21 protein-coding genes are annotated in these 23,034 nt (G+C 60.1%); 5 read left to right on the top strand and 16 right to left on the bottom strand.

The annotated features are described in order from the left end of the window. Positions 1–38 precede the first annotated feature (38 nt). A complete protein-coding gene (locus tag SIC17_RS10375; RefSeq protein ID WP_412545307.1) occupies positions 39–2,840 on the bottom strand; it encodes a TonB-dependent receptor in 2,802 nt (933 codons plus the stop codon). Positions 2,841–3,155: 315 nt separating this feature from the next. On the opposite strand from SIC17_RS10375, the gene SIC17_RS10370 reads away from it, so the two are divergent. Beyond that, positions 3,156–4,781 (top strand): alpha-glucosidase, encoded by a 1,626-nt coding sequence (locus tag SIC17_RS10370; RefSeq protein WP_412545306.1) that lies wholly within the window; start codon positions 3,156–3,158, stop codon positions 4,779–4,781. Here the strand turns inward: SIC17_RS10370 and SIC17_RS10365 are convergent. Then, the gene (locus SIC17_RS10365; protein ID WP_412545305.1) at positions 4,778–5,791 is read right to left on the bottom strand and encodes a LacI family DNA-binding transcriptional regulator; all 1,014 of its coding nucleotides are present in this window, start codon (positions 5,789–5,791) and stop codon (positions 4,778–4,780) included. The two genes, SIC17_RS10370 and SIC17_RS10365, sit on opposite strands and share 4 nt — an antisense overlap. Positions 5,792–6,077: 286 nt before the next feature. Between SIC17_RS10365 and SIC17_RS10360 the strand changes: the two genes are divergently transcribed. Next, positions 6,078–7,586, top strand: a complete 1,509-nt coding sequence (locus SIC17_RS10360) for an MFS transporter (RefSeq protein ID WP_412545304.1) — start codon at positions 6,078–6,080, stop codon at positions 7,584–7,586. Between the two features lie 625 nt (positions 7,587–8,211). On the opposite strand, the gene SIC17_RS10355 is transcribed toward SIC17_RS10360, so the two are convergent. The 10 genes from SIC17_RS10355 to SIC17_RS10310 all read right to left on the bottom strand — a co-directional run bounded on the left by SIC17_RS10355 (position 8,212) and on the right by SIC17_RS10310 (position 17,665). Then, complete coding sequence (locus tag SIC17_RS10355) at positions 8,212–8,697, bottom strand: hypothetical protein (protein WP_291891497.1); 486 nt, start codon at positions 8,695–8,697, stop codon at positions 8,212–8,214. 62 nt (positions 8,698–8,759) lie between these two features. Next, positions 8,760–9,761 carry a type II secretion system F family protein gene (locus tag SIC17_RS10350; RefSeq protein WP_291891496.1) on the bottom strand — a complete coding sequence of 334 codons (1,002 nt, stop codon included), beginning with the start codon at positions 9,759–9,761 and terminating at the stop codon, positions 8,760–8,762. Between the two features lie 7 nt (positions 9,762–9,768). Further along, positions 9,769–10,764, bottom strand: coding sequence for a type II secretion system F family protein (locus tag SIC17_RS10345; protein ID WP_412545303.1), 996 nt, complete (start codon positions 10,762–10,764; stop codon positions 9,769–9,771). A gap of 3 nt (positions 10,765–10,767) precedes the next feature. Further along, on the bottom strand, positions 10,768–12,243 hold the full coding sequence (locus SIC17_RS10340) for a CpaF family protein (RefSeq protein ID WP_291891494.1): 1,476 nt from the start codon (positions 12,241–12,243) through the stop codon (positions 10,768–10,770). 6 nt (positions 12,244–12,249) lie between these two features. Continuing rightward, positions 12,250–13,764 (bottom strand): AAA family ATPase, encoded by a 1,515-nt coding sequence (locus SIC17_RS10335; RefSeq protein WP_412545302.1) that lies wholly within the window; start codon positions 13,762–13,764, stop codon positions 12,250–12,252. A 20-nt stretch (positions 13,765–13,784) separates the two neighbouring features. Further along, the gene (locus SIC17_RS10330; protein ID WP_291891492.1) at positions 13,785–14,453 is read right to left on the bottom strand and encodes a CpaD family pilus assembly protein; all 669 of its coding nucleotides are present in this window, start codon (positions 14,451–14,453) and stop codon (positions 13,785–13,787) included. 11 nt (positions 14,454–14,464) lie between these two features. Further along, a complete protein-coding gene (locus SIC17_RS10325; protein WP_412545301.1) occupies positions 14,465–15,931 on the bottom strand; it encodes a type II and III secretion system protein family protein in 1,467 nt (488 codons plus the stop codon). An 11-nt stretch (positions 15,932–15,942) separates the two neighbouring features. Beyond that, complete coding sequence (gene cpaB / locus SIC17_RS10320) at positions 15,943–16,770, bottom strand: Flp pilus assembly protein CpaB (RefSeq protein ID WP_291891490.1); 828 nt, start codon at positions 16,768–16,770, stop codon at positions 15,943–15,945. A 115-nt stretch (positions 16,771–16,885) separates the two neighbouring features. Then, on the bottom strand, positions 16,886–17,383 hold the full coding sequence (locus SIC17_RS10315) for a prepilin peptidase (protein WP_412545300.1): 498 nt from the start codon (positions 17,381–17,383) through the stop codon (positions 16,886–16,888). A gap of 123 nt (positions 17,384–17,506) precedes the next feature. Next, complete coding sequence (locus tag SIC17_RS10310) at positions 17,507–17,665, bottom strand: Flp family type IVb pilin (RefSeq protein WP_291891488.1); 159 nt, start codon at positions 17,663–17,665, stop codon at positions 17,507–17,509. A 274-nt stretch (positions 17,666–17,939) separates the two neighbouring features. Between SIC17_RS10310 and SIC17_RS10305 the strand changes: the two genes are divergently transcribed. From SIC17_RS10305 to SIC17_RS10295, 3 genes are read left to right on the top strand one after another with little or no spacing between them, the layout of a single operon-like run. Beyond that, positions 17,940–18,401, top strand: coding sequence for a pilus assembly protein N-terminal domain-containing protein (locus SIC17_RS10305; RefSeq protein ID WP_291891487.1), 462 nt, complete (start codon positions 17,940–17,942; stop codon positions 18,399–18,401). A 4-nt stretch (positions 18,402–18,405) separates the two neighbouring features. Continuing rightward, the gene (locus SIC17_RS10300) at positions 18,406–18,951 is read left to right on the top strand and encodes a TadE/TadG family type IV pilus assembly protein (RefSeq protein WP_412545299.1); all 546 of its coding nucleotides are present in this window, start codon (positions 18,406–18,408) and stop codon (positions 18,949–18,951) included. Then, positions 18,944–19,483, top strand: coding sequence for a TadE/TadG family type IV pilus assembly protein (locus SIC17_RS10295; protein WP_291891485.1), 540 nt, complete (start codon positions 18,944–18,946; stop codon positions 19,481–19,483). The genes SIC17_RS10300 and SIC17_RS10295 overlap by 8 nt, the downstream gene beginning before the upstream one ends. Here SIC17_RS10295 and SIC17_RS10290 read toward each other — a convergent pair. Genes SIC17_RS10290 through SIC17_RS10275 form a run of 4 tightly spaced genes read right to left on the bottom strand, consistent with a single transcriptional unit; the run spans position 19,441 to position 23,030 of the window. Continuing rightward, positions 19,441–20,271 carry an aminotransferase class IV gene (locus tag SIC17_RS10290; RefSeq protein WP_412545298.1) on the bottom strand — a complete coding sequence of 277 codons (831 nt, stop codon included), beginning with the start codon at positions 20,269–20,271 and terminating at the stop codon, positions 19,441–19,443. The two genes, SIC17_RS10295 and SIC17_RS10290, sit on opposite strands and share 43 nt — an antisense overlap. Then, on the bottom strand, positions 20,268–21,554 hold the full coding sequence (pabB, locus tag SIC17_RS10285; RefSeq protein ID WP_291891483.1) for an aminodeoxychorismate synthase component I: 1,287 nt from the start codon (positions 21,552–21,554) through the stop codon (positions 20,268–20,270). Before pabB ends, SIC17_RS10290 begins: the two co-directional genes overlap by 4 nt. An 8-nt stretch (positions 21,555–21,562) precedes the next feature. Then, positions 21,563–22,333 (bottom strand): tyrosine-protein phosphatase, encoded by a 771-nt coding sequence (locus tag SIC17_RS10280; RefSeq protein WP_291891482.1) that lies wholly within the window; start codon positions 22,331–22,333, stop codon positions 21,563–21,565. A 49-nt stretch (positions 22,334–22,382) separates the two neighbouring features. Further along, a complete protein-coding gene (locus SIC17_RS10275; protein ID WP_412545297.1) occupies positions 22,383–23,030 on the bottom strand; it encodes a hypothetical protein in 648 nt (215 codons plus the stop codon). Positions 23,031–23,034: the final 4 nt, after the last annotated feature.

Genomic DNA, 23,034 nt, shown 5'->3' with positions numbered 1-23,034 from the left:
AGGCCGGCGGGGGCTCAGTCTAGTCACTCAGGAGAGACTTAACGACGCCAGCTCAGGCGGAAAGTGTAGGTCGCACCATACTCTTCCCAGTTACGGACCTGACGCTCATCACCGTTCACGAACGTACCGAAACGTTCGTCAAAGACGTTGTTCGCCTGCAGCTGTACAGTCAGGCCATCCAGCGGACCTTCGGCAAACTCGTAACCGATCTGGGCATCCACAACCGACTCTTCCAGAGCGGAGCGGAAGTCCGGCTGACCGGTGAAGTCCGGCAGCTCGGCCAGGAAATCGGAACGCCAGCGATTGGAAACGCGGAACTCCCAGCCCTCACGCTCATAGTAGACCGTGATGTTGCCGAGGGTTTCCGACAGGCCCGGAATGGTGATCGGGCTGTTCGCCGTCGGAGGCTGGATTTCGCTGTCCGTGATCGAGTAGGTCGCGAACATTCCGAGGCCTTCGAACATTTCCGGCAGGAAGACTTCAGCCGGCAGGCTGAGCGAGAATTCCATACCGCGGAGCCAACCCCCATTGACGTTCTCGGCCGCAGAGAAACGCGCATCGCCGACGCCCGGGTTGGCCGCAGCCGTACCAGCACCGAAGATGTCATCGACAGCAGTCGAAGCATCAACCGTGAACGGAACCGAGCCGAAGACCCAGCTGTCGATTTCCTTGTGGAATGCCGCAATGGACCAGTATCCTGCACCATCCCCGAAGTAACGCTCGAGCGAAATATCGAAGCTGTCAGCGATGTACGGACGCAGGAACGGATTGCCCGAGCTTCCGCTGAGACAGGACCGCGTCGTGTCCGACGGCGGCGTATAAGTAAACGTTCCAGATACCGGATCGACGCTACAAACCGTAGCGTCCGGTGCGTTCACGGAAACAGAGGCGCGCATATCATCCATACGTGCCCGGGCCAGCGTCCGTGCCGCACCCAAGCGGAGATATGTGTCTTCGTTCAACTCGAAACTGACGTTCAAGCTAGGAAGCACCTCGGTATAGTCATCACCTGCCGAAACGGGCGTATCCAGCACGATGCTCGTGTTCAGATTCGGGTCAAAGTAAGAGGCCGGGCCCGAAGAGCTCTGGTCGGTTTGGACTACCTGGACACCAACGTTACCAAAGTAGGGAACGTCGCCAAGCTGAGATTCGAAATTGGCCTGCCCGTACGCAACCATCACGTCTTCTTCGACGCGCCACTGCTTGCCGACAATAAAGGCCGGGTTCAGCGGACGCAGCGTGTAGATGCCGTCACTCAACAGGGCTGTCGGATCGTAGGCAGGCACCTCGATGTTGGACACCCAGCTCAGGCTGGTCGGTGCCATCAGGTACTGGCTCGGAATAGCCTCAGCGCCATTTCCGCTGGCAAGGTCGACAAAGTTCTCGATCGTTTCGCGCTCTTTTTCACGCGACGTCATATACAGGCCGCCTTCGATGGACGTGAAGAAGCCCTGTGCGAACTCACGCGTCGCGCTGAGGCGCAGAGCGTTCAGCTCGTCATCGGTGTTGAGCGTCTTGTTAAAGCCGTCCTGGCCCCAGCCGCCCGGGTCGGTCAGCACCATCAAAGACGGGTCGGCATACCCGGCACCAACCGAAGAATTGAAGCGATAACGATTGCCGTTGAAGTTGTAGTTCACATCATCGATGGCCGATGGGTAATTCGGCCAACCGCCTTCTGCGAAACCCATATAGCTTTCGAAATCGAGTGCCGTACGCTCGACACGGGAGTGGCTGACATCAGCTTCAAACTCCCAGTTGTCGAATGGGCGCCACTGAGCGTTGAAACCGAGCGAGAACAGCTCGGCGTCTCGCTCCTGCACGTCGTTGCGAACGACACCAAAGACGTTAGAGAACGTGCCGGCTGTTACCAGGCCATTTGAGGCCTCAATGGTCTGATGGGAGATACCGGAATTACTGTCACCCAGCCAGTTGCCGGTTGCCAGTTCGATACCGCGACGGACACCGCCATCGGTAAACTCGGTGTACATCACGTCAACAGACGCATTGAACGTGTCATTCGGCTCGAATTCCAGCGTGCCCAGCATCGCTGTACGGTCAAGATCGCGGGATTCGGAGAACATCTTGAAACATTCCGGACCATTGTTTCCGCTCAGGTCCTGGAAGTTACAGATTTCGTATTTCTCACCCTGCGTCGGTGTATTCTGGTGAGCAATGGAGAAAACCAGGCCGACCGTGTCATCAGCGAACTGGTTCACATAGGTACCCGTCAGACGGTAACCCGTATCGTCATAATCAGCATTGAGCTGATCATTCATGTTCATCTCATAGCTTGCGCTCAGGCTGACCGAGCGGTTGCCAAACTCGAGCGGGCGGATGGTGCGAAGATCGACCGTACCGGCCAGACCTTGCGAGACCAGCTGGGCGTCCGGTGTCTTGTAGACGAGCGCCTGGTTGATCAGCTCGGACGGATACTGATCAAACTCGACGCCGCGGTTATCGCCAGCGGTGACCTGTTCACGCCCGTTCAGAAGTGCAGTCGTGAAGTCCGGACCGAGACCGCGCACGGAAACCACCTGAGCGCGACCGCGAACACGTTGCGCGGCAAGACCCGGCAGACGCGCCAGCGATTCCGCGATGGAAACGTCCGGCAGCTTGCCGATGTCCTCTGCCGAGATTGCCTCGACGATTGAAGTTGACTCGCGCTTCGCCTCGATCGAGCTCTCTATGGCGGCGCGGATACCGGTGACGGTAATGACCTCAGTTGGGCCAGCTTCCTCGTCCTGGGCAATCGCTGCACTCGCAGGGCTCAGCCCCAGGGCGACTGAAGATGCCGCCGTCGCCATAAGCATACCGCGGCGAGATTTCGTGATCTTGCGCATAAATTTCCTCCCTCACACCCGTCACTTTTCCACACGTGACTGGGTAGCCAGCTTGCAAATTAATGAAAATCGCACCTCTCGGCAAGCATCAAGTGGATGAAATTTTCGGAGATAAATAAACTGTAGCGAAATTGTTACATCCGATCTATCTCAATTATATATAGCATATCGCGAATTCTTGGGCGTTGACATGTTTTGCAATTTTCTGCAATTTTTGCAGACTTTGTGAAAGCAAGACTTGCGCTTGCATCTCACACAACTGCGAATTCGCCCAACGAAACTAGGGCGTTAAGAAGGACAAAGGGGAACACCACGATGGAGATGCTTGTCAGATCATCCGCCGAACCGTCACCGCAGGCGGAATGGTGGAAAGGCGCGACGATCTACCAGATATATCCCCGCAGCTATGCCGACTCGAACGGCGATGGAATCGGCGACCTGCCCGGCATCACCCAACACCTCGAGCATATTGCCGAGCTGGGCGTGGATGCCGTCTGGATCTCCCCCTTCTACAAATCCCCGATGGCCGATTTCGGTTATGACGTGGCCGACTTCTGTGACGTAGATCCGATTTTTGGCACTCTCGAAGACTTCGACGCCCTGCTGGCGCGTGCACATGAGCTCGGCCTGAAAGTCATTATCGACCAGGTCTATTCACATGCCTCGGACCAGCACGACTGGTTCCGCGAAAGCCGCACCAGCCGGGACAATGACAAGGCCGACTGGTTTGTCTGGGCTGACGCCAACCCGGACGGCTCCCCGCCGACAAACTGGCAATCCGTTTTTGGTGGTCCGGCCTGGACCTGGGATGCTCGGCGCGGACAGTATTATCTGCACAACTTCCTGCCACAGCAGCCCGATCTCAACGTGCACAATCCAGCCGTCCAGGACGCCATCCTGGCCACGCAGAAATTCTGGCTGGATCGCGGTGTAGACGGCATTCGCCTGGATGCCGTGAACTTCATGATGCACGACCTGAACATGCGCGATAATCCGCCGGTCCGGGATGCCAGCACGAAGAAGACCCGCCCCTTCGACTTCCAGCACCATTTCTATAACCAGTCCCACCCGGCCATCATTGATTTCCTGGAGGAACTGCGCGCCCAGGCTGACACATATTCCGGGCGCTTCCTCGTTGCAGAAGTCGGCGGCGAGCGCGGACAGGAAGAGATGAAGCTCTACACCGCCCCGCCGGGCCGGCTGCACAGTGCCTACGGCTTCCTCTATCTCTACGCCAACGCGCTTAATGCGGACCTGATCCGGGAAGCTACCGAGCTTTGGCCGGAAAATGACGAGACCGGCTGGCCGAGCTGGACTTTCTCCAATCACGACGCACCGCGTGCGATTTCGCGATGGGCGAGCGAGGAGAACCAGGCCGCATTCGCCCGCATGTCCTTCCTGCTGCTGAACAGCCTGCGCGGGAACATCTTCATCTATCAGGGCGAGGAGCTGGGCCTGCCCCAGGCGCATGTGCCATTTGAGAGACTGCAGGACCCCGAAGCCATCACCAACTGGCCGGAGACCCTCGGTCGCGATGGCGCCCGCACCCCCATGCCCTGGCAGCACGACGCTGAAAACGCCGGCTTTTCATCAGCCGAACCCTGGCTGCCGGTGGATCCACGCCACGCCGAGCTTGCCGTCGACCTGCAGGCTGCAGACGAGAATTCAACGCTCACCATTGCAAGACGCATTCTGGCCCTGCGCCGTGAAAACAGCACCCTGCGCGAAGGCTCCATGCGCTTTTTCGGAGACACACCGGACAAGCTGGCAATCTTTCAGCGTGGCTCGGGCAATGACGCCCTGCTCTGCGCCTTCAATCTGAGCGCACAAAAGATTGACTGGCAGTTGCCGGCCGGATGGACGGTGATCGAGAGCGTCAATCACGACAGCGATGGCGATAGTCTCGCCGGCTATGCAGGCCTGATTGCGGCGCGCACCTAGGCGCCACAGCTGGCGCGCACAATAAGGTCGGTCGACAGGCGCTCGGAACGACGCGCCTGTGGCCCACGGAAGTCGAGCAGTTTGGACAGGATCAATCGACCCGCCGCGGCCATGTCCTGGTCAATCGTGGTCAGCGCGGGATTGGAATAGCGCGCAAAGGAGATGTTGTCGTAACCGACAACAGAGACATCCTTCGGCACGGTCAGACCGGCCAGCTGCAGACCGCGAATGGCACCAAAGGCAATCACGTCACTGGCCGCGACTATACCGTCGATCTCGACACCATTCTTGACCACAGCCTCGATCGAGGCCTCCGCCGACTCCACGTCGAAATGGGACGGGATGACCAGCTCGTCACTCACATCAAGCCCCGCCGCATCCAGCGCATCGCGATAACCGCGGAAACGCTGCATGACTTCCGGCGCCTCGGACTGCCCCAGAAAGGCGATACGCTTGCGCCCCAGTCGCGCCAGGTGCGCCGCAGCCCGGCGACCACCGGCGAAATTGTCCGAACCGACACAGCAATAGCGCTGCTCGGGAAGCTCGGCGCCCCAGACCACGAAACGCCCCTCGGTCTCGGCAAGCCGGTTGAAGGCGTTGTGCAGCGTGCTCTGCCCGACAAAGATCACACCATCGGCGCGGTGTGTCGTCATCGACATTACCAGGTCATCATAACTACCCGGTGTGACATGCGAGATATGGATGTCGCAATCGCGCTCACGCGCGGCATCACCAACACCGGCCAGCAGTTCGAAGAAAAACGGATCGGACAGGCGGGTATCGCGGTCCTGCGGCTTGGGCACCACAATGGAGATCGTCGCCTTGGCCCCGATCGGCCCGGCCGGCATGTGACGGCGGAAGGGATAATCCAGCTCCCGTGCGAGCTTCCAGATCGCCTGCTTGGTGCGCATATTGACGGAGGGGCTGTCATTCAATGCCCGTGACGCGGTGGACACAGAGACACCGGCCCGCTTGGCGAGATCTTCCAGACGAGTGGTCTTTTTCGTCACGATTTCATAGCCCTCTTGTCTTTTTTGCAGCATTTGCAGTGGTAAACGGCGAAAACGGAATTGCAAGCTCCACCGCTCACTTTCTCCGAGAGAACACCAATTTCACCGATCTTGCAATTTATTGCATATTTCGACCACCACGAGAGAACACAAACCCGCCGACACAGGACGCTGATAGACCGCTCAAGGTTGCTAAACATAGGCTAGTCAGCCGCCGACCTTTCTACTCGACAAGCTCAACCCGATATCGCAATATTCGCAAAATTATGAAAACGGGGAGAAAGGCATGTTAAAGCCTCGGCTGGGTTTCTGGCAGATTTTCAACATGTCGTTTGGCTTCTTCGGGATCCAGATGGCTTTTGCCCTGCAGGGCGCCAATATCAGCCGGATCTTCCAGACCCTGGGCGCGGATGTGTCCAACCTGGCGATCTACTGGCTCGCCGGACCGGTAACGGGCCTCTTGGTACAGCCGCTGATCGGCCATTTCTCCGACCGCACCTGGGGCCCGCTGGGCCGCCGTCGCCCCTATTTCCTGGCCGGTGCCGTGCTGTCCACACTCTCCCTCTTCATCATGCCGCACTCGCCCTATCTGTGGGCCGGCGTGGTGATGTTGTGGGTGCTCGACGCCTCGATCAATGTGTCCATGGAACCCTTCCGCGCCTTTGTCGGGGACATGCTGCCCTCGCGCCAGCGCACCCAGGGATTTGCCATGCAGACCATCCTGATCGGTGCTGGTGCCGCCCTCGCCTCGGCCATGCCGGGCATTCTGACGGAGTGGTTTGGCGTCGCCACAACCGCCCCGGAAGGCGTCATCCCGGACTCGGTCAAATACTCCTTCTATATCGGCGGCATCGCCATGTTCATCGCGGTGGGATGGACGATCCTGTCCACACGCGAATATTCACCGGAACAACTCGCCAGCTTCGACAAGGAAGAAAGCAAGGATGCCGGCCGGAGCAATTCTTCCGAGCCGCAGGAGAAATCCGCCAGCTATTTCATCGCCAATGCCGTCAGCCTGTTGATGGTTTTCGCGCTGGGCAGTTTTGCCATTTATCGCTTCGAGATGGCGCCTGAACTATATGTGCTGACAGTGACAGCGGGCGGTATCGGCCTCGCCTTCCTGACCCACGCCCTGTTCAAAATGCGCCAGCAGACGAACAATCTCGTCAGTCACATCATGACCGACCTGGTCTCCATGCCGAAGGTCATGCAGCGCCTGGCAGTCGTCCAGTTCTTCTCCTGGTTCGCGCTGTTCATCATGTGGGTCTACACGACGCCCGCCATTGCCGCGCATCATTACGGAAGCTCGGACCCGACCTCGGAAGCCTATAACCAGGGCGCCAACTGGGTCGGTACGCTGTTCAGCACCTATAATGGTGTGTCCGCTGTCTGGGCGATCGCCCTGGTGCTGATCTCGGCGCGCATCAATCGCCGTTTCGCTCACGGTTTCAGCCTGTGTGCCGGCGCCCTGTCCTATGCCTCGCTCTACTTCATCTCGGACCCGAACATGCTACTGATCCCGATGATCGGCATCGGCATGGCCTGGGGCTCCATCCTGACCATGCCCTACGCCATCCTCTCCGACGCCCTGCCGGCCAGGAAGATGGGTATCTATATGGGCATCTTCAATTTCTTCATCGTCCTGCCCCAAATGGTCGTCGCCGGCGTCATGGGGCCCATCCTGACCGGTTTCCTGGGTGGCCAGGCCATACTGACCTTCTTCATCGCGGCGGGATCGTGGACCATTGCTGCACTGGCGCTGTTTGCCGTGCCGGGAAAGAAACAGACGGTTTGAGTTATCCTCCCCCCGGGGAGGTGTCCCGAAGGGACGGAGGGGGCGTAGCGCGAAGGTGTTGTTCTCACTAGCGTTCGCGCCCCTTCGACCCCGCCTTCGCCGTTGGCTACGGCGAGCCCACTTCCCCGCGAGCGGGGAAGATATCCACACAGCTCGATCCTCCCCCATAATCACCCGTGATCCATGTCGTGGGAGGCGAGAGCTCAGTCTTTTCGGGCGTGGATGTGCGGGAAGCGTCTGTCGACCCTTCGGGGTCACAAGGGCATGACAGACAGCAGACCCGTGTGCGGGAGGCCTTTAACCCCTGCTTTTGAATATACATCCGGTTTCGCCGGCCTTCCGCATGCCTCTCACTCCAGCGTCCTGGCGCGTGGAGGTTTTGGTGTTCCCCCTCCCCCGCTTCGCGGGACCTCCCCCTGGAGGGGGAGGAAAACACCAACCTCCGACGCCAAAGGCGTCGCAAGCGCGACTGCGCGCCGGGCGGTCAGCCCGCCCCATCGGAGGCGTGAGCAAAGCGAACTGCCGTGAGATCGAAAACCACTTCGCAAGCGCGACCGCGCGCCAGGCGGTCAGCCCGCCCCATCGGAGCCGCGAGCGCAGCGAGTTGGCGTGAGATCAGACAATCTCAAACCGCAGGAGGTGGTGGAGGCGGGGCTGCGACCTCGGCTTCCGGGTCGACTTTTTTCAACGGGAAGTCCTTGCGCAGGACCGGGTCGACCAGGGTGTGGTCGAAACGGAAATCCTCGACCAGTTCACGCAGGGCCGGCGGCGCCTTGCGGTCCTTGCTGGCCTCGCTGGTGCGATAGAGCGCATACAGACGAAGATAATTCTTGTCGTCCTTGGACAGGGACGTGTCATCCAGACGGCTGCACACGGCGACGAACTTGTTCACAGAACTGCGCATGCGACCAGCCATCAAATCAACCATCGCTCCCGCCAGGCCAACCTTCCAGCCAACATCGGCAAAATGGGTCTTGGGCGCTTCGGACAGCGCCTTGCGAGCCGCTTCGACGTCTTCGTTGTTGATAGCGGTCATCGCTTCAGCGACGGCCAGATCGGCCGCCTCAATCGCTTCACGACGCTTTTCCGCTGAATTGCGGCCCGAAAACATGGGCGGTGTCCACTTCTGTAACATGACGCAGACTATTCAATTACCGCGCCAAATCAATTTCGTCACAGACTATTGAAGCGGATGATGGCCGGTCCGAGAATAACCACGAACAGTACGGGCAGGAAAAACACGATCATTGGAACTGTCAGCTTGGCCGGCAGCGAGGCCGCCTTTTTTTCGGCGGCGGCCAGACGCATGTCCCGGTTTTCCTTGGCCATGACCCGCAGGGCCTGTCCCAGCGGGGTACCATATCGCTCCGCCTGGATCAGCGAGGTGCAGACCGCTTTTACCCCCGGGTGATTGGTGCGTTTGGCCAGGTTCTCATAGGCGATCCGGCGATCCTGCAAATAAGCGAGCTCCGCCGTGGTCAGGGACAACTCTTCAGCCAGTTCAACGGACTGGGCACCGATCTCCGTAGAGACCTTGTGGAAAGCCGCTTCAACTGACATTCCCGATTCCACACAGATCAACAGGAGGTCCAGGGCATCCGGGAATGCGCCCATGACTGACTGCTGGCGCTTGGCAGCCAGGTTGGAGAGATAAAGGTTCGGCGCATAATAGCCCAGCATACCGATACCCAGGGCGAAACAGTATCGCGTGATGGTCGGCAGGCCGAAATCATTGACCATGAACAGATAAAAGAGCGCCCCGCCCAGCATCACGAAAGGCGCCGTCAGGCGGAAGAAGTAGAAGGTCACCGTCGGGCGATTTCCGCGCAGGCCGGCCTGCGCCAGCTTGGCCTGCAGCTCGGGATCCTCGAAGGCCTTTTGCAGGTTGAGCGAATCCACGACCTTGCGCATGAGGCCCTTGGCCTCCTCGCCCCGGATAGAGCGACTTTCGTGTTTCGCCCGCGCATCGGCCTCAAGCTGTTCACGGTTCTTGCGGCGCAGCTCCTCACGACGGTGCTGCACACCCTTGATACGCTTGTCGAGCTTGTCGCCGCTGAACATGGGCGAAGTCAGGGTGACAATGGTGGCAAAAACGAGCAGGCCGGAGACCACCGTCAGCAGCATCTGCGGATCAGTGAGAAAATCCCGGATTTCTACGAAGCCGATACCGAACATGTCCCACCTAGATCTTGAAGTTGATCATGCCGCGCATGACCATGATGCCCATGAACATCCAGGTCGCCCCGCCCAGCAACATCAGCTGTCCGGTGGGGTCAACGAACATGAGGTTCATGTAGGACGGGGTGGTCGCATAGACGATGCCCAGAACGCCAGGCGGCAGGGAACCGATGATGGCGGCAGAGGATTTGGCCTCGGACGACAGCGCACTGATCTTCTCGCGCATCAGCTTGCGTGAACGCAGCACGACGGAGAGATTGCCCAGCGTCTCGGCGAGGTTACCACCGGTCTTTTGCTGGATGATCAGGACGGTACGGAAGAAGTTGAGCTCAGCCAGGGGCATGCGGTCACACATGCGGTTGAGATTCTCCTCCAGCGAAACGCCCATGGCGATGCCATCGCAAAGTTCTTTGAACTCGGAACCGACCGGGTCCGGGGATTCCGCGGCGATAATCTTGAGACATTCATTGAGTGGAAGGCCGGATTTCACACCCCGCACGATGACATCGAGAGAGTTGGCAAACTCCTGGGTAAATTTCTTCTGACGGCTGCTACGCAGGAAACCCAGCCACCAGCGCGGCAAGCCAAGACCGCCCACAATCGTCGCGCCGCCGACAACCAGCAGGCTCTGGCCGGTGAAAAAGGCAATGGCTGCCACGACCAGCGCCGAAACAAGCGATCCGATCCAGAAGGCGGTCGGCGAAAATTCCATCCCGGCTTGCTGAATACGTGATTTCAGCGAGATACTCTTGGCGCGCTGATCCTTCTGTTTCTGCTCGATATCCTTGAGCGAGTCAGAGATCTGCTTGCGGCGCTGTGCCGCCTGGTCCTGCGGGCCGCTTCCGCGTTTGCTACGTGCAGCCGAGGCACCGCCGACCGCGCGGGTCACGCGCTGCTTGCTCTGGGCATCGCCCATGGCTCCGACGGCGACCCAGCCGACACCGCCAACCGCCACAAAGGCGGCCGCAGCGGCGAGAATGAAGAGGATGTCGCCGTTCATGCCTTACGCCTCCGATGCATCCAGGGCCTGGGCGAGCTCGCGCTCCAGACCGAAATAGCGTGCACGATCCCAGAATTTCGGACGGGCAATACCCGTCGACTGGTGCTGGCCGAGGATCTTTCCATCGCCATCCTCGCCCTTCATCTCGTAGACAAAGAGGTCTTGGGTGATGATGACATCGCCTTCCAGACCAACCACTTCCGTGACATGGGTGATCTTGCGTGAACCATCGCGAAGGCGGGCAGCCTGGATAATGACGTCGATCGAGCCGACGATCATCTCGCGGATGGTCTTGGCCGGCAGATTGTAACCGCCCATCGTGATCATGGATTCAATACGGCTGAGAGCTTCGCGCGGGGAGTTGGCGTGCAGCGTACCCATTGAACCGTCGTGACCCGTGTTCATGGCCTGCAGGAGGTCGAACGCCTCCGGGCCACGCACCTCACCCACGATGATCCGTTCCGGACGCATACGCAGGCAGTTCTTGACCAGGTCACGCATGGTGACCATGCCTGTACCCTCAAGGTTTGGCGGGCGGGTCTCGAGACGGACCACGTGTGGCTGTTGCAGCTGGAGTTCCGCGGCGTCCTCACAGGTGATGACGCGCTCATCCTCCTCGATATAGCCGGTCATGCAGTTCAGCAGCGTCGTCTTGCCCGAACCGGTACCGCCGGAGATCAGCACGTTACAGCGGCTGGCGCCGATCACGCCCAGCACTTTTGCGCCGTCGGGCGTGATGGAGTTGAAGTCGACCAGATTGCTCATGGTCAGCTTGTCTTTTTTAAACTTACGAATGGTCAGCGTGGGACCATCCAGCGCCAGCGGCGGGGCGATCACGTTGACACGCGAACCGTCTGCAAGACGGGCGTCACAGATCGGCGAGCTCTCATCGACCCGGCGGCCGACCTGGCTCACGATCCGCTGACAGATATTCATCAGCTGGCCGTTGTCGCGGAAACGGATGTTGGTCTTCTCGACCTTGCCGTTGACCTCGATGAAAACGCTGTCAGCACCATTGACCATGATGTCGGCGATATCATCGCGAGCCAGCAGCGGCTCGAGCGGGCCATAGCCGAGAACGTCGTTACAGATGTCCTGGAGCAGTTGTTCCTGCTCGGCGATCGACATGGCGACGTTCTTGATCGAGATGATCTCGGTGACAATGTCGCGGATTTCTTCTGCCGCCGTGTCCTGGTCGAGACGGGCAAGCTGACCCAGATCGATCGTATCGATTAGCGCGTTGAAGATCGTCGTCTTGACGGCGTAATACTCTTCCGAGCGCCCGCCATTATCGGCCGGCTTCTTGGCAACACGCTTTGGCTTGGGTGCCGGTTTCGGAGCCGCCTTCTTCTCTACCTTCTCCGCAGAACGACCAGGACCCGCCTCCGTCTGGGGGCGGGCTTCAGGCTCGGCGGCCTGGGTGGTCGGTGCCTTGCGGGCTGGGGCGGCAGGAGGTCCTCCGGCACGTTTGCCGAACATGGCGTGTTAGCCTCCGAAAAGCTTGGAAAAGAGAGAGCGCTTGCGCGGTGGCGGCGGCGTGCGCCCCGTCACCAGCGAGGCGAGATGCCCAAAACCGTCAGCAGCCTTGGACTTGGGATCCAGCTCGTGGATCATTTGTCCGTTATTTGCGGCCTTGCCAAACAGCTGTGGTTCGAACGGCAGGACGAGAACTGGCGGGGACCCCAGCGCATCGGCAAAATCCTTGAGCGGGATTTCCGGACGCTTGGCCATGCCAGCCATGTTCACGACAACCTTCGGCGGCTCGTCATTGGGACGCGCACCGGTCACCAAGTCGAACAGGTTTTTCGCATTGCGCAGGGAGGCCAGGTCCGGCGTTACCGTCAGCACCACCTCGTCGGACGACAGCAGCGTCTGCTTGACCCAGGGCAGCCAGACATGCGGCAGGTCGAGCGCTACAAACGGCGCCTGGCGACGCACTTTCTCCAGCACGTTTTCATAATCCTGCGGCGCGAACTCCCAGTCGCGATCGAGTGTGGCCGGAGCCGAGAACAGGCTGAGCCTGTCGGTGCAGCGCACCAAGAGGCGATCCAGCAGGGCATCGTCCAGACGATCCGGCTCGCTGAGCGCATCGCCCAGTGTCTGGGTCGGATCCTGGTTGAAATCCAGACCGGCAGTACCCCAGGAAAGATCCATGTCCATCAACACGGCGTCCTGGGCCAGGTTCTCGGTCAACGCCCACGCACAATTATGCGCAATGGTCGAGGAGCCGACACCACCCTTGGAACCGATAAAGGCCACGGTCTTGCCCGCGAAGGGCTGGTCCGGATCGAGGAACAGCTCGGAGATCGTGCGGATCAGGTGCAGCGGCGTCATCGGCGGCACGAGATATTCGCTTACGCCGCGCTTGATCAGCTCGCGGTAGAGCACGATGTCATTGGTCGCACCGACGATGACCACCTTGGTGTCCGGGTCACAGACACCGGCCAGTTCTTCGAGCTGGTCGAACAAACCACGACCGCGCATCCCGGTCTCGATAATCAGAAGATTGGGTGTCGTCTCGTCATGATAACGCTCGATCGCTGCCGGCAGGCCGCCCATCTGAACGTCGACATGGGCCTTGGACAGGCGGCGATCCTCGGACGCCACGGACACTAGGGCACCTGTCTCGGAACGCTCGCAGAACGCACCGATGGTGATACGCGGCACCGGCTGATCCGGTACATCATTGTCGATTTCACCATAGAGGGACTCGCCCATGGGCGCAGATTCCAGCTCGCTCTGGAGCTCTGCAAACAGCGGATTGTCGACCTCGCCCTCGAGCGGTGTCTCGAAGGCCTCGGCCTCCTCATCAACCATGAAGGGGTCATCGTCCAGCTCTACAGCGCTGGCGCCGAAACGATGACCGGTGTCGGAGGTCTCTTCCGGAGGCAAGTCATCAAACGCTGCCTCACCAAGCATCATGCGCTCGACGTCTGCAGCATCCATGAAGGGATCATCGTCCTCGTAAAACTCGTCTTTCAGGGCACGATTGTCAGCCATATCTCGCTCCTTTCGCCCCCTTAGTTTCCGACCTGCGAGACAGCACCACTTTCATAGTCGCTGCGTTCGCTTGCGGTTGACTGGCCTGCCCGATAGCGATCGAGAACCGTCTGGCGACGCTCTCCATCTGGGGCATCCATAGTGCGTGGCGCCACCAGGTCGCGGGGATCCGCGATGGTTGCCGCCAGGTTTGCCGCCATGAAACAGCCGAACCGGCGCGAATGCCGGTTGTCCAGATCCATGGCGAGATTGTTCCAGCCATCACAATTCGGAGCGACAGCCTCGTAACGCGTAAAGGAAAAGACCAGGGCGCCATTGCCGGCACCGTTTGCCAGATAGGCGCCACCCTCGATCTGTCGCCAGTCCAGGCCAGCCGCATAGAAGTAGTTGCGGGCCTCGGCGATGGCGTGCATGGCGGCCTGCTCATTGGCGGCACCCTGCGGATAGCTGATCACCAGCGGACCATGGCCACGGGCCTTGTATTCGTCAGCGATCATCGCCAGCTGGCTCTGCTGCGCCCAGGTCAGGCCGTTGTCCCGCGGATCAACAACAAACTCACTGCGATAGGTCTCGGCACGCGCAGTTGCCTGCGGCAGGTCCAGATCGGTCGCGGTCGTGGCGCAGCCGGCAAGACCGGTGCTGATCACGAGGGCCATCAGCGAGGCTTTGAACATCTTCTTCGACACCATCACCAACTCCACTAGTCGAACAGGAACCCGATCGGGCCACTCCAGCCACGGTCACCCGTGTCGGAACCCGGAACCGAATAGGCGCGGTTAAGGCGACCAAACAGCAGCGTCTCGGCTTCTGATGCTGTCTGGAAACCATCCGCCGGGGTTTGCAGATCGTTCGGATCGGCCGGGTCCACCAGGTAAGGCGTGACCAGGACTACCAGTTCGGTTTCTTCGTTCTCGAAATCGCGCGAGCGGAACAGCGCTCCCAGAACCGGCAGGTTCTGGACACCCGGAACACCGTCCAGGTTCTGACGCGTTTCTTCCTGGATCAGACCGGCCAGGACCAGGCTGCCACCGGAAGGCAACTCGACCGTCGTCTCGGCCCGATTCACGCTGAGCGCCGGAATGGTCAGACCTTCCAGAACACCAACGACTTCGCCGTTGTCGTCAGTGACCTGACCTTCATTGAAGCTCAGTGCACCCTGGGTCGTCAGCTCCGACACCTCGGTGGAGATGCGCATGGAGATACGGCCTTCCGACAAGACGACCGGCGTAAAGCCCAGGCCGACACCAAAGGACTTGTACTCGATGATGATATTGCCATCGCGGTCACGACCGACCGGCACCGGGAATTCTCCACCTGCCAGGAAGTTCGCGCTCTCGCCGGTGATCGCCACCAGGTTCGGCTCGGCCAGGGTACGCACCAGTCCGACACGCTCCATCGCCTGCAACAGGCCGGAGACGTTGTTCACACCATTGCCGGGATCGCCATTGACCCAGTCAAATGCCGTCTGGGCGCCCCGCAGGAAACGGCCCGCGAGAGAAAACTCGTGATCAGTCGCAACACGGACATCGAACTCGCCGCTGGTCGCGCCGGCGGACAGGTTGATGCCCAGCTGGCGCACGATGGTACGTTCCATCTCGACGATGCGGACTTTCAGCATCACCTGTTCACGCGCCTCGATCTCCAGCATGGAGAGAATGTGCTCCGGATCCTCGACCCAGCGCTGGGCGATCTGCATCGCCGTATCAGCGGCCATGGCGTTGGGCACAGAGCCGGACAGGACAATGTGGTCATTCATCGCCTCGACCTGGACACGGGCGTCCGGCAGGAAACGGTTCATGGAGTCCTGCAGCGGTGCGAGATCGCGCTCGACGCGCAGGTCCAGATCCAGGATCAGCTGGCCATTGGCATCAAAGAAAAAGGCATTCGTCTGGCCGATACCCATGCCCATCAGATAGGCGCGGCGCGGCGTGCGAACGACGGCGTCGACGACTTCCGGGTTGGTAACGAGGACGTCTGCGACATCAACCGGCAGATGAACAACCGCAGCCTTGTTGAGCGGCAGATCGAGATCTTCCGAGACCGGACCTTCACCCGGCTCGCGGATATAGACCTGCATCGTATTGCCACGCTCGGTACCGGCGGGCTGGGCCCAGGCCGGAGCCACCAGGGCAGTCGCGAACAGGGAGAGGACTAACGCGCGAAACATGACCAGCAACCTCACTCGCCACCTGCCAGGGCCAGCGTCTGTGCCCGTCCGTAACGGATCAGGGTGACGCGGCGGCTTTCATCATCATCGGAATTGCCGACCGAGGCGGCGACATTCTCGCCACCGGAAACCAGCGACGGTCCGGTGGTCGTGTCTTCAAGCGCGCGCAGGACCAGGGTGACCTCGCCCTGGGCCACGGCCAGGGAAACAGCGCGGGCCTGGGCTGAGGTCAGCTCCAGCGTCGCGGTCTCACCAACCACAGTGCCCTCACCCTCTTCATCTGCATAGGTCTGGTCGATCGCCAGAACGCGAGCATTCTCGACAACAGTCTGGGCGACGAATTCGCGGCGACGGGTTTCCTCGTTTTCCTGCTGGAAGGAGACAATCACATCGACACGGTCATTGGGCAGGATGAACCCGCCCGCGCCCGTCTCGGCCGATGTCGGTACAGCAACAGCGCGCATGCCCGGAGACAGGACCGCAGACATGAAGCCTGCATCGCCCTGCTGGACCAGGCGACGACCGGTGACCGGCTCACCCTGGCGAATGGCGGAGCGGACCACTGCACCCGCAAACTCGGACGCATCCTGACCGCTGTTTTCGACGATGTAACCGGCGGAGACGGCCTCTTCGGGCCAGGACTGCCAGTAGAAGTCGCTGGCGCTGACGCGCTCACCGACATTGATATCCCGGCGTGCGGCGAGGATACGAGTGGCCGGTCGCTGCTCAACCTGGGCAAGCTGCGGCTCTTCAACGGTCATTGCCTGACGCACGAAAAATGCCACGGCAATCGCTGCCACGGCTGCTGCTGCCAGAATGCCTATACGAAGCGCGTTCATGGAACTCCAAACCTCTCGACGCACGAATACGATTGCGATGAGACGCTGAATTCCTCAAAGTGACGTTAATACTAAAGCGCGAATGCGCTCTAAAATGCGATTTTCGAATAACTCGTCAAAAAGTTGAAAGCAGACCGGTTTGCGGCATCAGCAACAGGCCGGCGATCGCAATTGCAATCCCGTACGGCACCGGAGCCCCCTGCACCAGGGCTGTTCCAGGTGTGTGTTTGGCCAGGGCCGGAAACGCGGGAAGCGTGTGACGCAAGGCGATCAGCACCAGGACCAGTCCGCCACCAGCCAGAGCCGTGTAGAACAGGAAGCTCACGCCCAGCGGCCAGCCGTACATGAAGGCGGCAGCGGCGAACATCTTGGCATCCCCGCCGCCCCACCAGCCGGCCGCAAAAATCAGCATGCCCAGCACCAGCGCCCCAATTCCGGTCGCCAGGTGCAGACCGAGCGCGCCCCAGCCGGGAAAATTGAGGATGACAGCGATGATGAACGGCACCAGCAGGGCACCGCTCAGCCAGTTCGGGATCTTGTAGCGCCAGGCATCGCTGAGCGCGCCCGCGATCAAAAGACCGGCAAATACAAGTGAAGTAATCTGAATAATCATTTTGTCCCCGACTGGCGTGTCTGCCGGGAGAGTGCAACGGCAAGGCTTAATCTTCCGTTGGCACAAAAGAAAAGAGCCGCCCGATTGGGCGGCTCATTCCGTAGTTCGCTAAGTGCGTCTCACTTAGAGCGCATCAGCAACCGTCTGCATGTTGCCGGATACGCCAGCGCCAAGTGCGGTTACAGCGCCGATAATGACGACTGCAATCAGGGCTGCGATCAGGCCGTACTCGATGGCCGTTGCACCAGATTCATCTTTAAAAAAGCGAGAAACGAATTTCATTTTTATTACTCCCGTTAAGGTACCTCACCATCAGGAGCCGATCCGTCCCGACCCCTCCTGAACGATGCCAACTAAACACGGGAAGAATTTCGATTTAGTAAAAACACGTACTTAACAAAATCTATACACGCATCAACGTGGCTTATAGTTAACAAACACAAAATGAGTTCTTTAAAGACTGTAAATAAACGAAACAGCCCTGTTTATGAAAGATTTACGCGCGCGAGGGATACTGGCTGCCAACATTCGATCACCACGAGATTGGAAGCCGATCATGATCCGCCAGTTCGCAATCGCCTTAACTCTGGCCTGCACAAGCCTCAGCGCAAGCTGGGCTGATGAAGTGATCCTCGCCGCCGAGCATGCCGAAGTCATTCGCCTGCCCGGTACGGCCAGCGCTGTTGTCGTCGGCAATCCCTCCATCGCGGATGCGCTGGTTCATGATGGTCGCACGCTGATCCTGACCGGCCGCCTGCAGGGCCGGACCAATGTCATCGCCATCGATCGTATCGGCCGGGTGATCTACGAGTCCGAGATCGTGGTCAGCAATCATAATGACAACCAGGTCGCCATGTTCCGCGGCCCGAACCGCTTCACCCTGTCGTGTGGCGATGTCTGTGACGAGATCCCGCGTGTGGGTGATGACACGGCCCGCACGGATGCGCTGGGAGACCAGCAGCTGGATCGCCTGGCGACGGCCAATGCCGCGCTCGGGGAAGACGACGCCGGGAACTAGACCCATGTTCAAGCGTGTTTCCAACAGCGTGAAAGCAAGGCTGAGACGTGCCCTGCGCAATGAGGACGGCGCCACCGCTGTCGAGTTTGCGCTGATCGCGGCACCTTTCTTCTTCCTGCTGTTCGCCATGCTGGAAGTCGCGGCGGTCTTTTTCACGGGCACGGTTCTGGAAAACGCCGTGCTGGAAACCGCGCGCCAAATCCGCACGGGCCAGGCCCAGACCGGCGGCACGACACGCGAAACCTTCCTGGACGAGATCTGTGCGCGGATCGATGTCATCGGCAATTGCGATCGTCTGTCGATCGACGTGCAGGTCTTTCAGGATTTCGGTGATGTCGATCAGTCCAGCCCGGTGCAGGAAGACGGCTCGCTGGATTCCGCCGGCTTCGGCTGGGACCCGGGTGATGCCGGCGACATTGTTCTGGTGCGTGTCTTTTATCGCTGGTCGCTGATGACCCCCTCTTTCGGGATCGGCATGTCCAACATGGAAAACAATCAGCGCCTGATCACGTCTGCGACCGTCTTCAGAAACGAGCCGTTCGATGATTGATCACCTTTCCAGCCTCCTCAAACGCTTCCAGCGAGATGAACGTGGCATCTCTGCGGTCGAGTTTGCCATTATCGCGCCGCTGATGCTGATCATCTATCTCGGTTCGGTCGAGGTCTCGCTTGCCCTGTCGATTGATCGCAAGATCACCAGCACGGCCAGCGCGATTGCCGACCTCATCGCCCAGGACGACGTGATCACCGATGACGAGATTGTCGATATTCTCAATGCCGGAAACGCCATCATCGTGCCCTTTGATTCCGGCCCGCTGCAATTGCGCGTCAGCTCGCTGTTGATGGATGGCGATGGCGATGTCGAGGTCCAGTGGAGTGATGCCTCCGGCATGGCTCCCCTGGCCGAAGGCAGTTCGGTGAGCACGCCCAACGGCGTTTTGCAGACCAATCGCTCGGTCATCATGGTCGAGGTCGAATACCGCTATCACACCCTGTTTTCGCAACTGGGCATGAGCCATTTCGATATCAGCGAGATTTTCTACCTGCGCCCGCGCCGCTCGATCGTGGTATCGCGGTCCTGAGCTAGGGCCTCGCGCAGCGTCTCCAGCAGGGCGTGATCCACAGTGAGCTTTTTGCCGTCGAGACCGGATACCGGAACCACGCCCATCACCGCATTACTGACAAAAATCGAGTCTGCTGAAGCCAGGTCAGACAGCGACGCCGATACTTCATTCAGATCCAGCTGTGCAAGCAGAGACGCGCGGACCGTTCCCGGCAGCACCGCACAGGCAAGTGCCGGCGTATGGAGTTGCCCATCCACGGCCCAGTAGAGATTGGCACAATCGCCACCGGAGACCCGGCCATCCTCGTCCAGCAACACCGCCATGTCAGCACCTGCAGCGCAGGCCTGGCGGCGAGCGAAGATGTTGTCGGCGTAGCTCAATGTCTTGAAACGCGCTGACGGCGAGGTCGGCGAGCGCCTGATATCCGCAAGGGCGAGGTTAATGCTTTTGGCTGACTGGGGCCGCCCGGAAAACTGCAGCACCCGGGTCAGCTCAGGCTGGTCCGCGCGCTCCAGCCCTCGCGCGGACAATCCGGCGGAAACCGAGAAACGCGCCACTGCGCTGGCCAGGCCGGATGCCTGTGCGCCTTGCCCGATCAACCCCGCGAGATCGATCCCCGCGAGCGGATCGGCCAGGCCCAGCGCGTCAGCGCTGGAGCGCAGGCGTTCGATATGTCGCTCCAACCCCAGCGCCACACCCCGTTCAACCGCGATGGTCTCGAACAGGCCATCACCCAGGGTGAAGCCTCGATCACGATATGAAACCGCGGCGTCATCGCGCCAATCGCCGTTTATCCAGACTGTCATGACGCCCCCATCGCGGCCTTCAGGGCCGAGGCCTTGGCCAGCGTCTCTTCATACTCGGCGTCCGGATCACTGTCAGCGACGACACCACCGCCAGAGCGGATCTCCGCGCTCCAACGATCATCTTGCCGTCGCAGGGAGGCCGTGCGGATCATCACATTGAGATCCATTTCACCATCCGGTGTCATCCAGCCCAGCGCACCGCAATAGGGACCGCGCGCCTCACCTTCCAGCTCGCTGATGATTTCCATCGCGCGGACCTTGGGCGCTCCGGTAATGGATCCAGGCGGGAAACTCGCCTGCATCAGATCCACCAGGTCACAGTCGCTGCGCAGCCGGCCGGTAACGTCCGACACAAGATGGTGCACATTGGCAAAACTCTCGACCTCACACAGGCGCGGCACTGCGACCGATCCCGGTTCACAGACACGCGACAGGTCATTACGCATCAGATCCACGATCATCAGGTTTTCCGCCTGGTCCTTGCGAGACACAGCGAGCTCTCGGTGCATCTTTGCGTCAGCTTCCGGATCATCGAGGCGCGGCCGGGTTCCCTTGATCGGACGGCTCTCCACCTGTCCTTCCCGCACCGAGATGAAACGTTCGGGAGAGTTGGTCAGCACGACCTCGTCATCCGACAGGCGCAGATAGGCCGCGTGCGGGGCCGGGCTGGCGGCGCACAGGCGCTCGAAAACCGCATAGGGATGATCGCCGCTGGCGAGTTCTGAAGTGAAACGCTGGGACAGGTTCACCTGGAAGACGTCACCCGCGTGCACATAATCCCGGGCCCGTCGCGCTGCATCCAGATAGACATCCCGTGCCCAGTTCGCGGACCAGCTGGCCTTTTCCCCCGGGAGGGGCAGGGCGCGATAGGATCGGCAGAGCGTTTCGATGAACGCTTCGACCGCTTCGCCCGGCTCACCATGCACCCGGATCTCGCTTGCATCACGGTCCAGCTCGGCCCAGACTGGATAATGCGCCATGGCCAGAACCGGCCACGCCGGGTCCAGCCGCGGCAAACGCTCAAAAGCCCCCGCAAGATCATAACCGAACAGACCCGCCCACAATCCCTTGTCCATCTGGCGAAATCGCTCGGCAAAGCTTGCGAATGCGGAACCGGTCTCTCCGCTTACCACCACGTCGGGACGTGCAAAGATCCGGGCCCGTCCGCTCTGGCCGTCATGCAAGAGAAGCGACAGGCGTTCAGTTTCAAAGCCTGAAAAAGCCGCCAGCGGGTCACGCCAGGGCAGTACCCTGGCAAGCGGCGGCGATACGGTTTCCGACATGGACAGCGTCACCGCTCCAGCCAGCGCGCGCGCAGCGCATCGCGCTCGTCATCGCTGATTTCCAGTGTCTCACGCAGATAGCGGTCCACATCGCCGATCGTGGCAAAGGCCTCGTCCAGCAGGGCGCCATCAACACCCAGGAAAGTGCGCAGCGACGCTTCGTCGACCTGTTTGCCCAGCATGTCCTGCATGCGAGCCTGCACCTTGGGGACCAGGCTGTCATAATCAACAGCGGAATTGGTCAGCTCGTAATCGTCGCGGACGACGTCGTAACCGACACCCAATTCACCCAGGACAAGCGCACAGAAAATCCCCGTGCGGTCCTTGCCGGCCGCACAATGCACCAGGAAACCATTATCGGCCTCACCCGAGGCAAGCGCCTTGAACGCCTCGCGGAACACGACCTGATTGCCCTCTTCCATCGGGATGCGACGATAGGCGGACATCATATAGCCCTTCACCGCCTCGGCAGAGAGATCGCCCTTGCGCATGAACTGAAGATGCGGCGGTTCATCGTGATCATCATGATCTGAATCAATCACCCGCAGTCCCAGCGCCGCGTCCCAGTTGGACGGTTCCAGCGCGCGCTCACGCGGGCGGCGCAGATCGGCAACAACGGCGATGCCCAGGGATTTGAAGAAGTCCCGGTCAGCCTCGGAGGAGCGCGAGAAATGCCCGGACCGGTACAGTCCGTCACGCACGCGAGCACCTTCAAGGCCCTCATAGCCATGGAAACTACGAAAGTTATGGACACCTTCAAGCGGCTTTACACGAGTCATGATGTGGAGGTACGCGAGTGCGCGATCCGGAGCAAGAAAAAGCGTCGCGTTACTCGCCAACATCCTCTGCAGCTGGCTCGATCCCGACGAGCGCCTCGACCTGGGGAATGACGGATCGATAGGTGAAGATCAGCGACCGTTCCTGCGACACCAGCTCCGTGAAGGACAGACGCATGAAGGAGAGCTTGGCCGAGATTTCGCGGATCTCGAAGCTTTCCTCGTTGAAGAAAAAGGCATCGATGATCATTTTCCAGGTCGTCTCGGTTCCCAATTCCTGAACCGAATACAGCCGGGCGACTTCGGACATGATCTCGAAATCCAGCTGATCGAGCGCCCCGGTCTGGCCTGCGTACTCCCAGGCCACATCGGACAGGATGGGCGGGCTGATGCCCATCGGCATGGCCGGCATCACCGTCTCGAAGAGGTTGGCACTGGACGGCAATTCCCCGGACTGGACCTCAGCCTCGATCGCAGTGAGATTTTCCACGATCTGCGCGTGATACTCCGCCGCTGTTTCCAGCGCTTCCAGATTGTCGCGCATCTCGCCCACGATGCGGGTCAGTGCCAGGTTGGCCCGCGTTTCCGCAGCGCGATCAGCCCGCCACTCATTGACGAGGAAACCCAGCACGACCGCAAACACAATCAGCAAGGCCTCTATCGCGGCGCGCGGCAACCAGACCGGAAGGAGATCACGCATGACA

It is taken from the genome of Maricaulis sp. MIT060901, from assembly GCF_047123815.1.
Classification (GTDB): Bacteria; Pseudomonadota; Alphaproteobacteria; order Caulobacterales; family Maricaulaceae; genus Maricaulis.
Note: the sequence above shows the minus strand (reverse complement) of the source record. Positions and strands in the feature narration are given on the sequence as shown.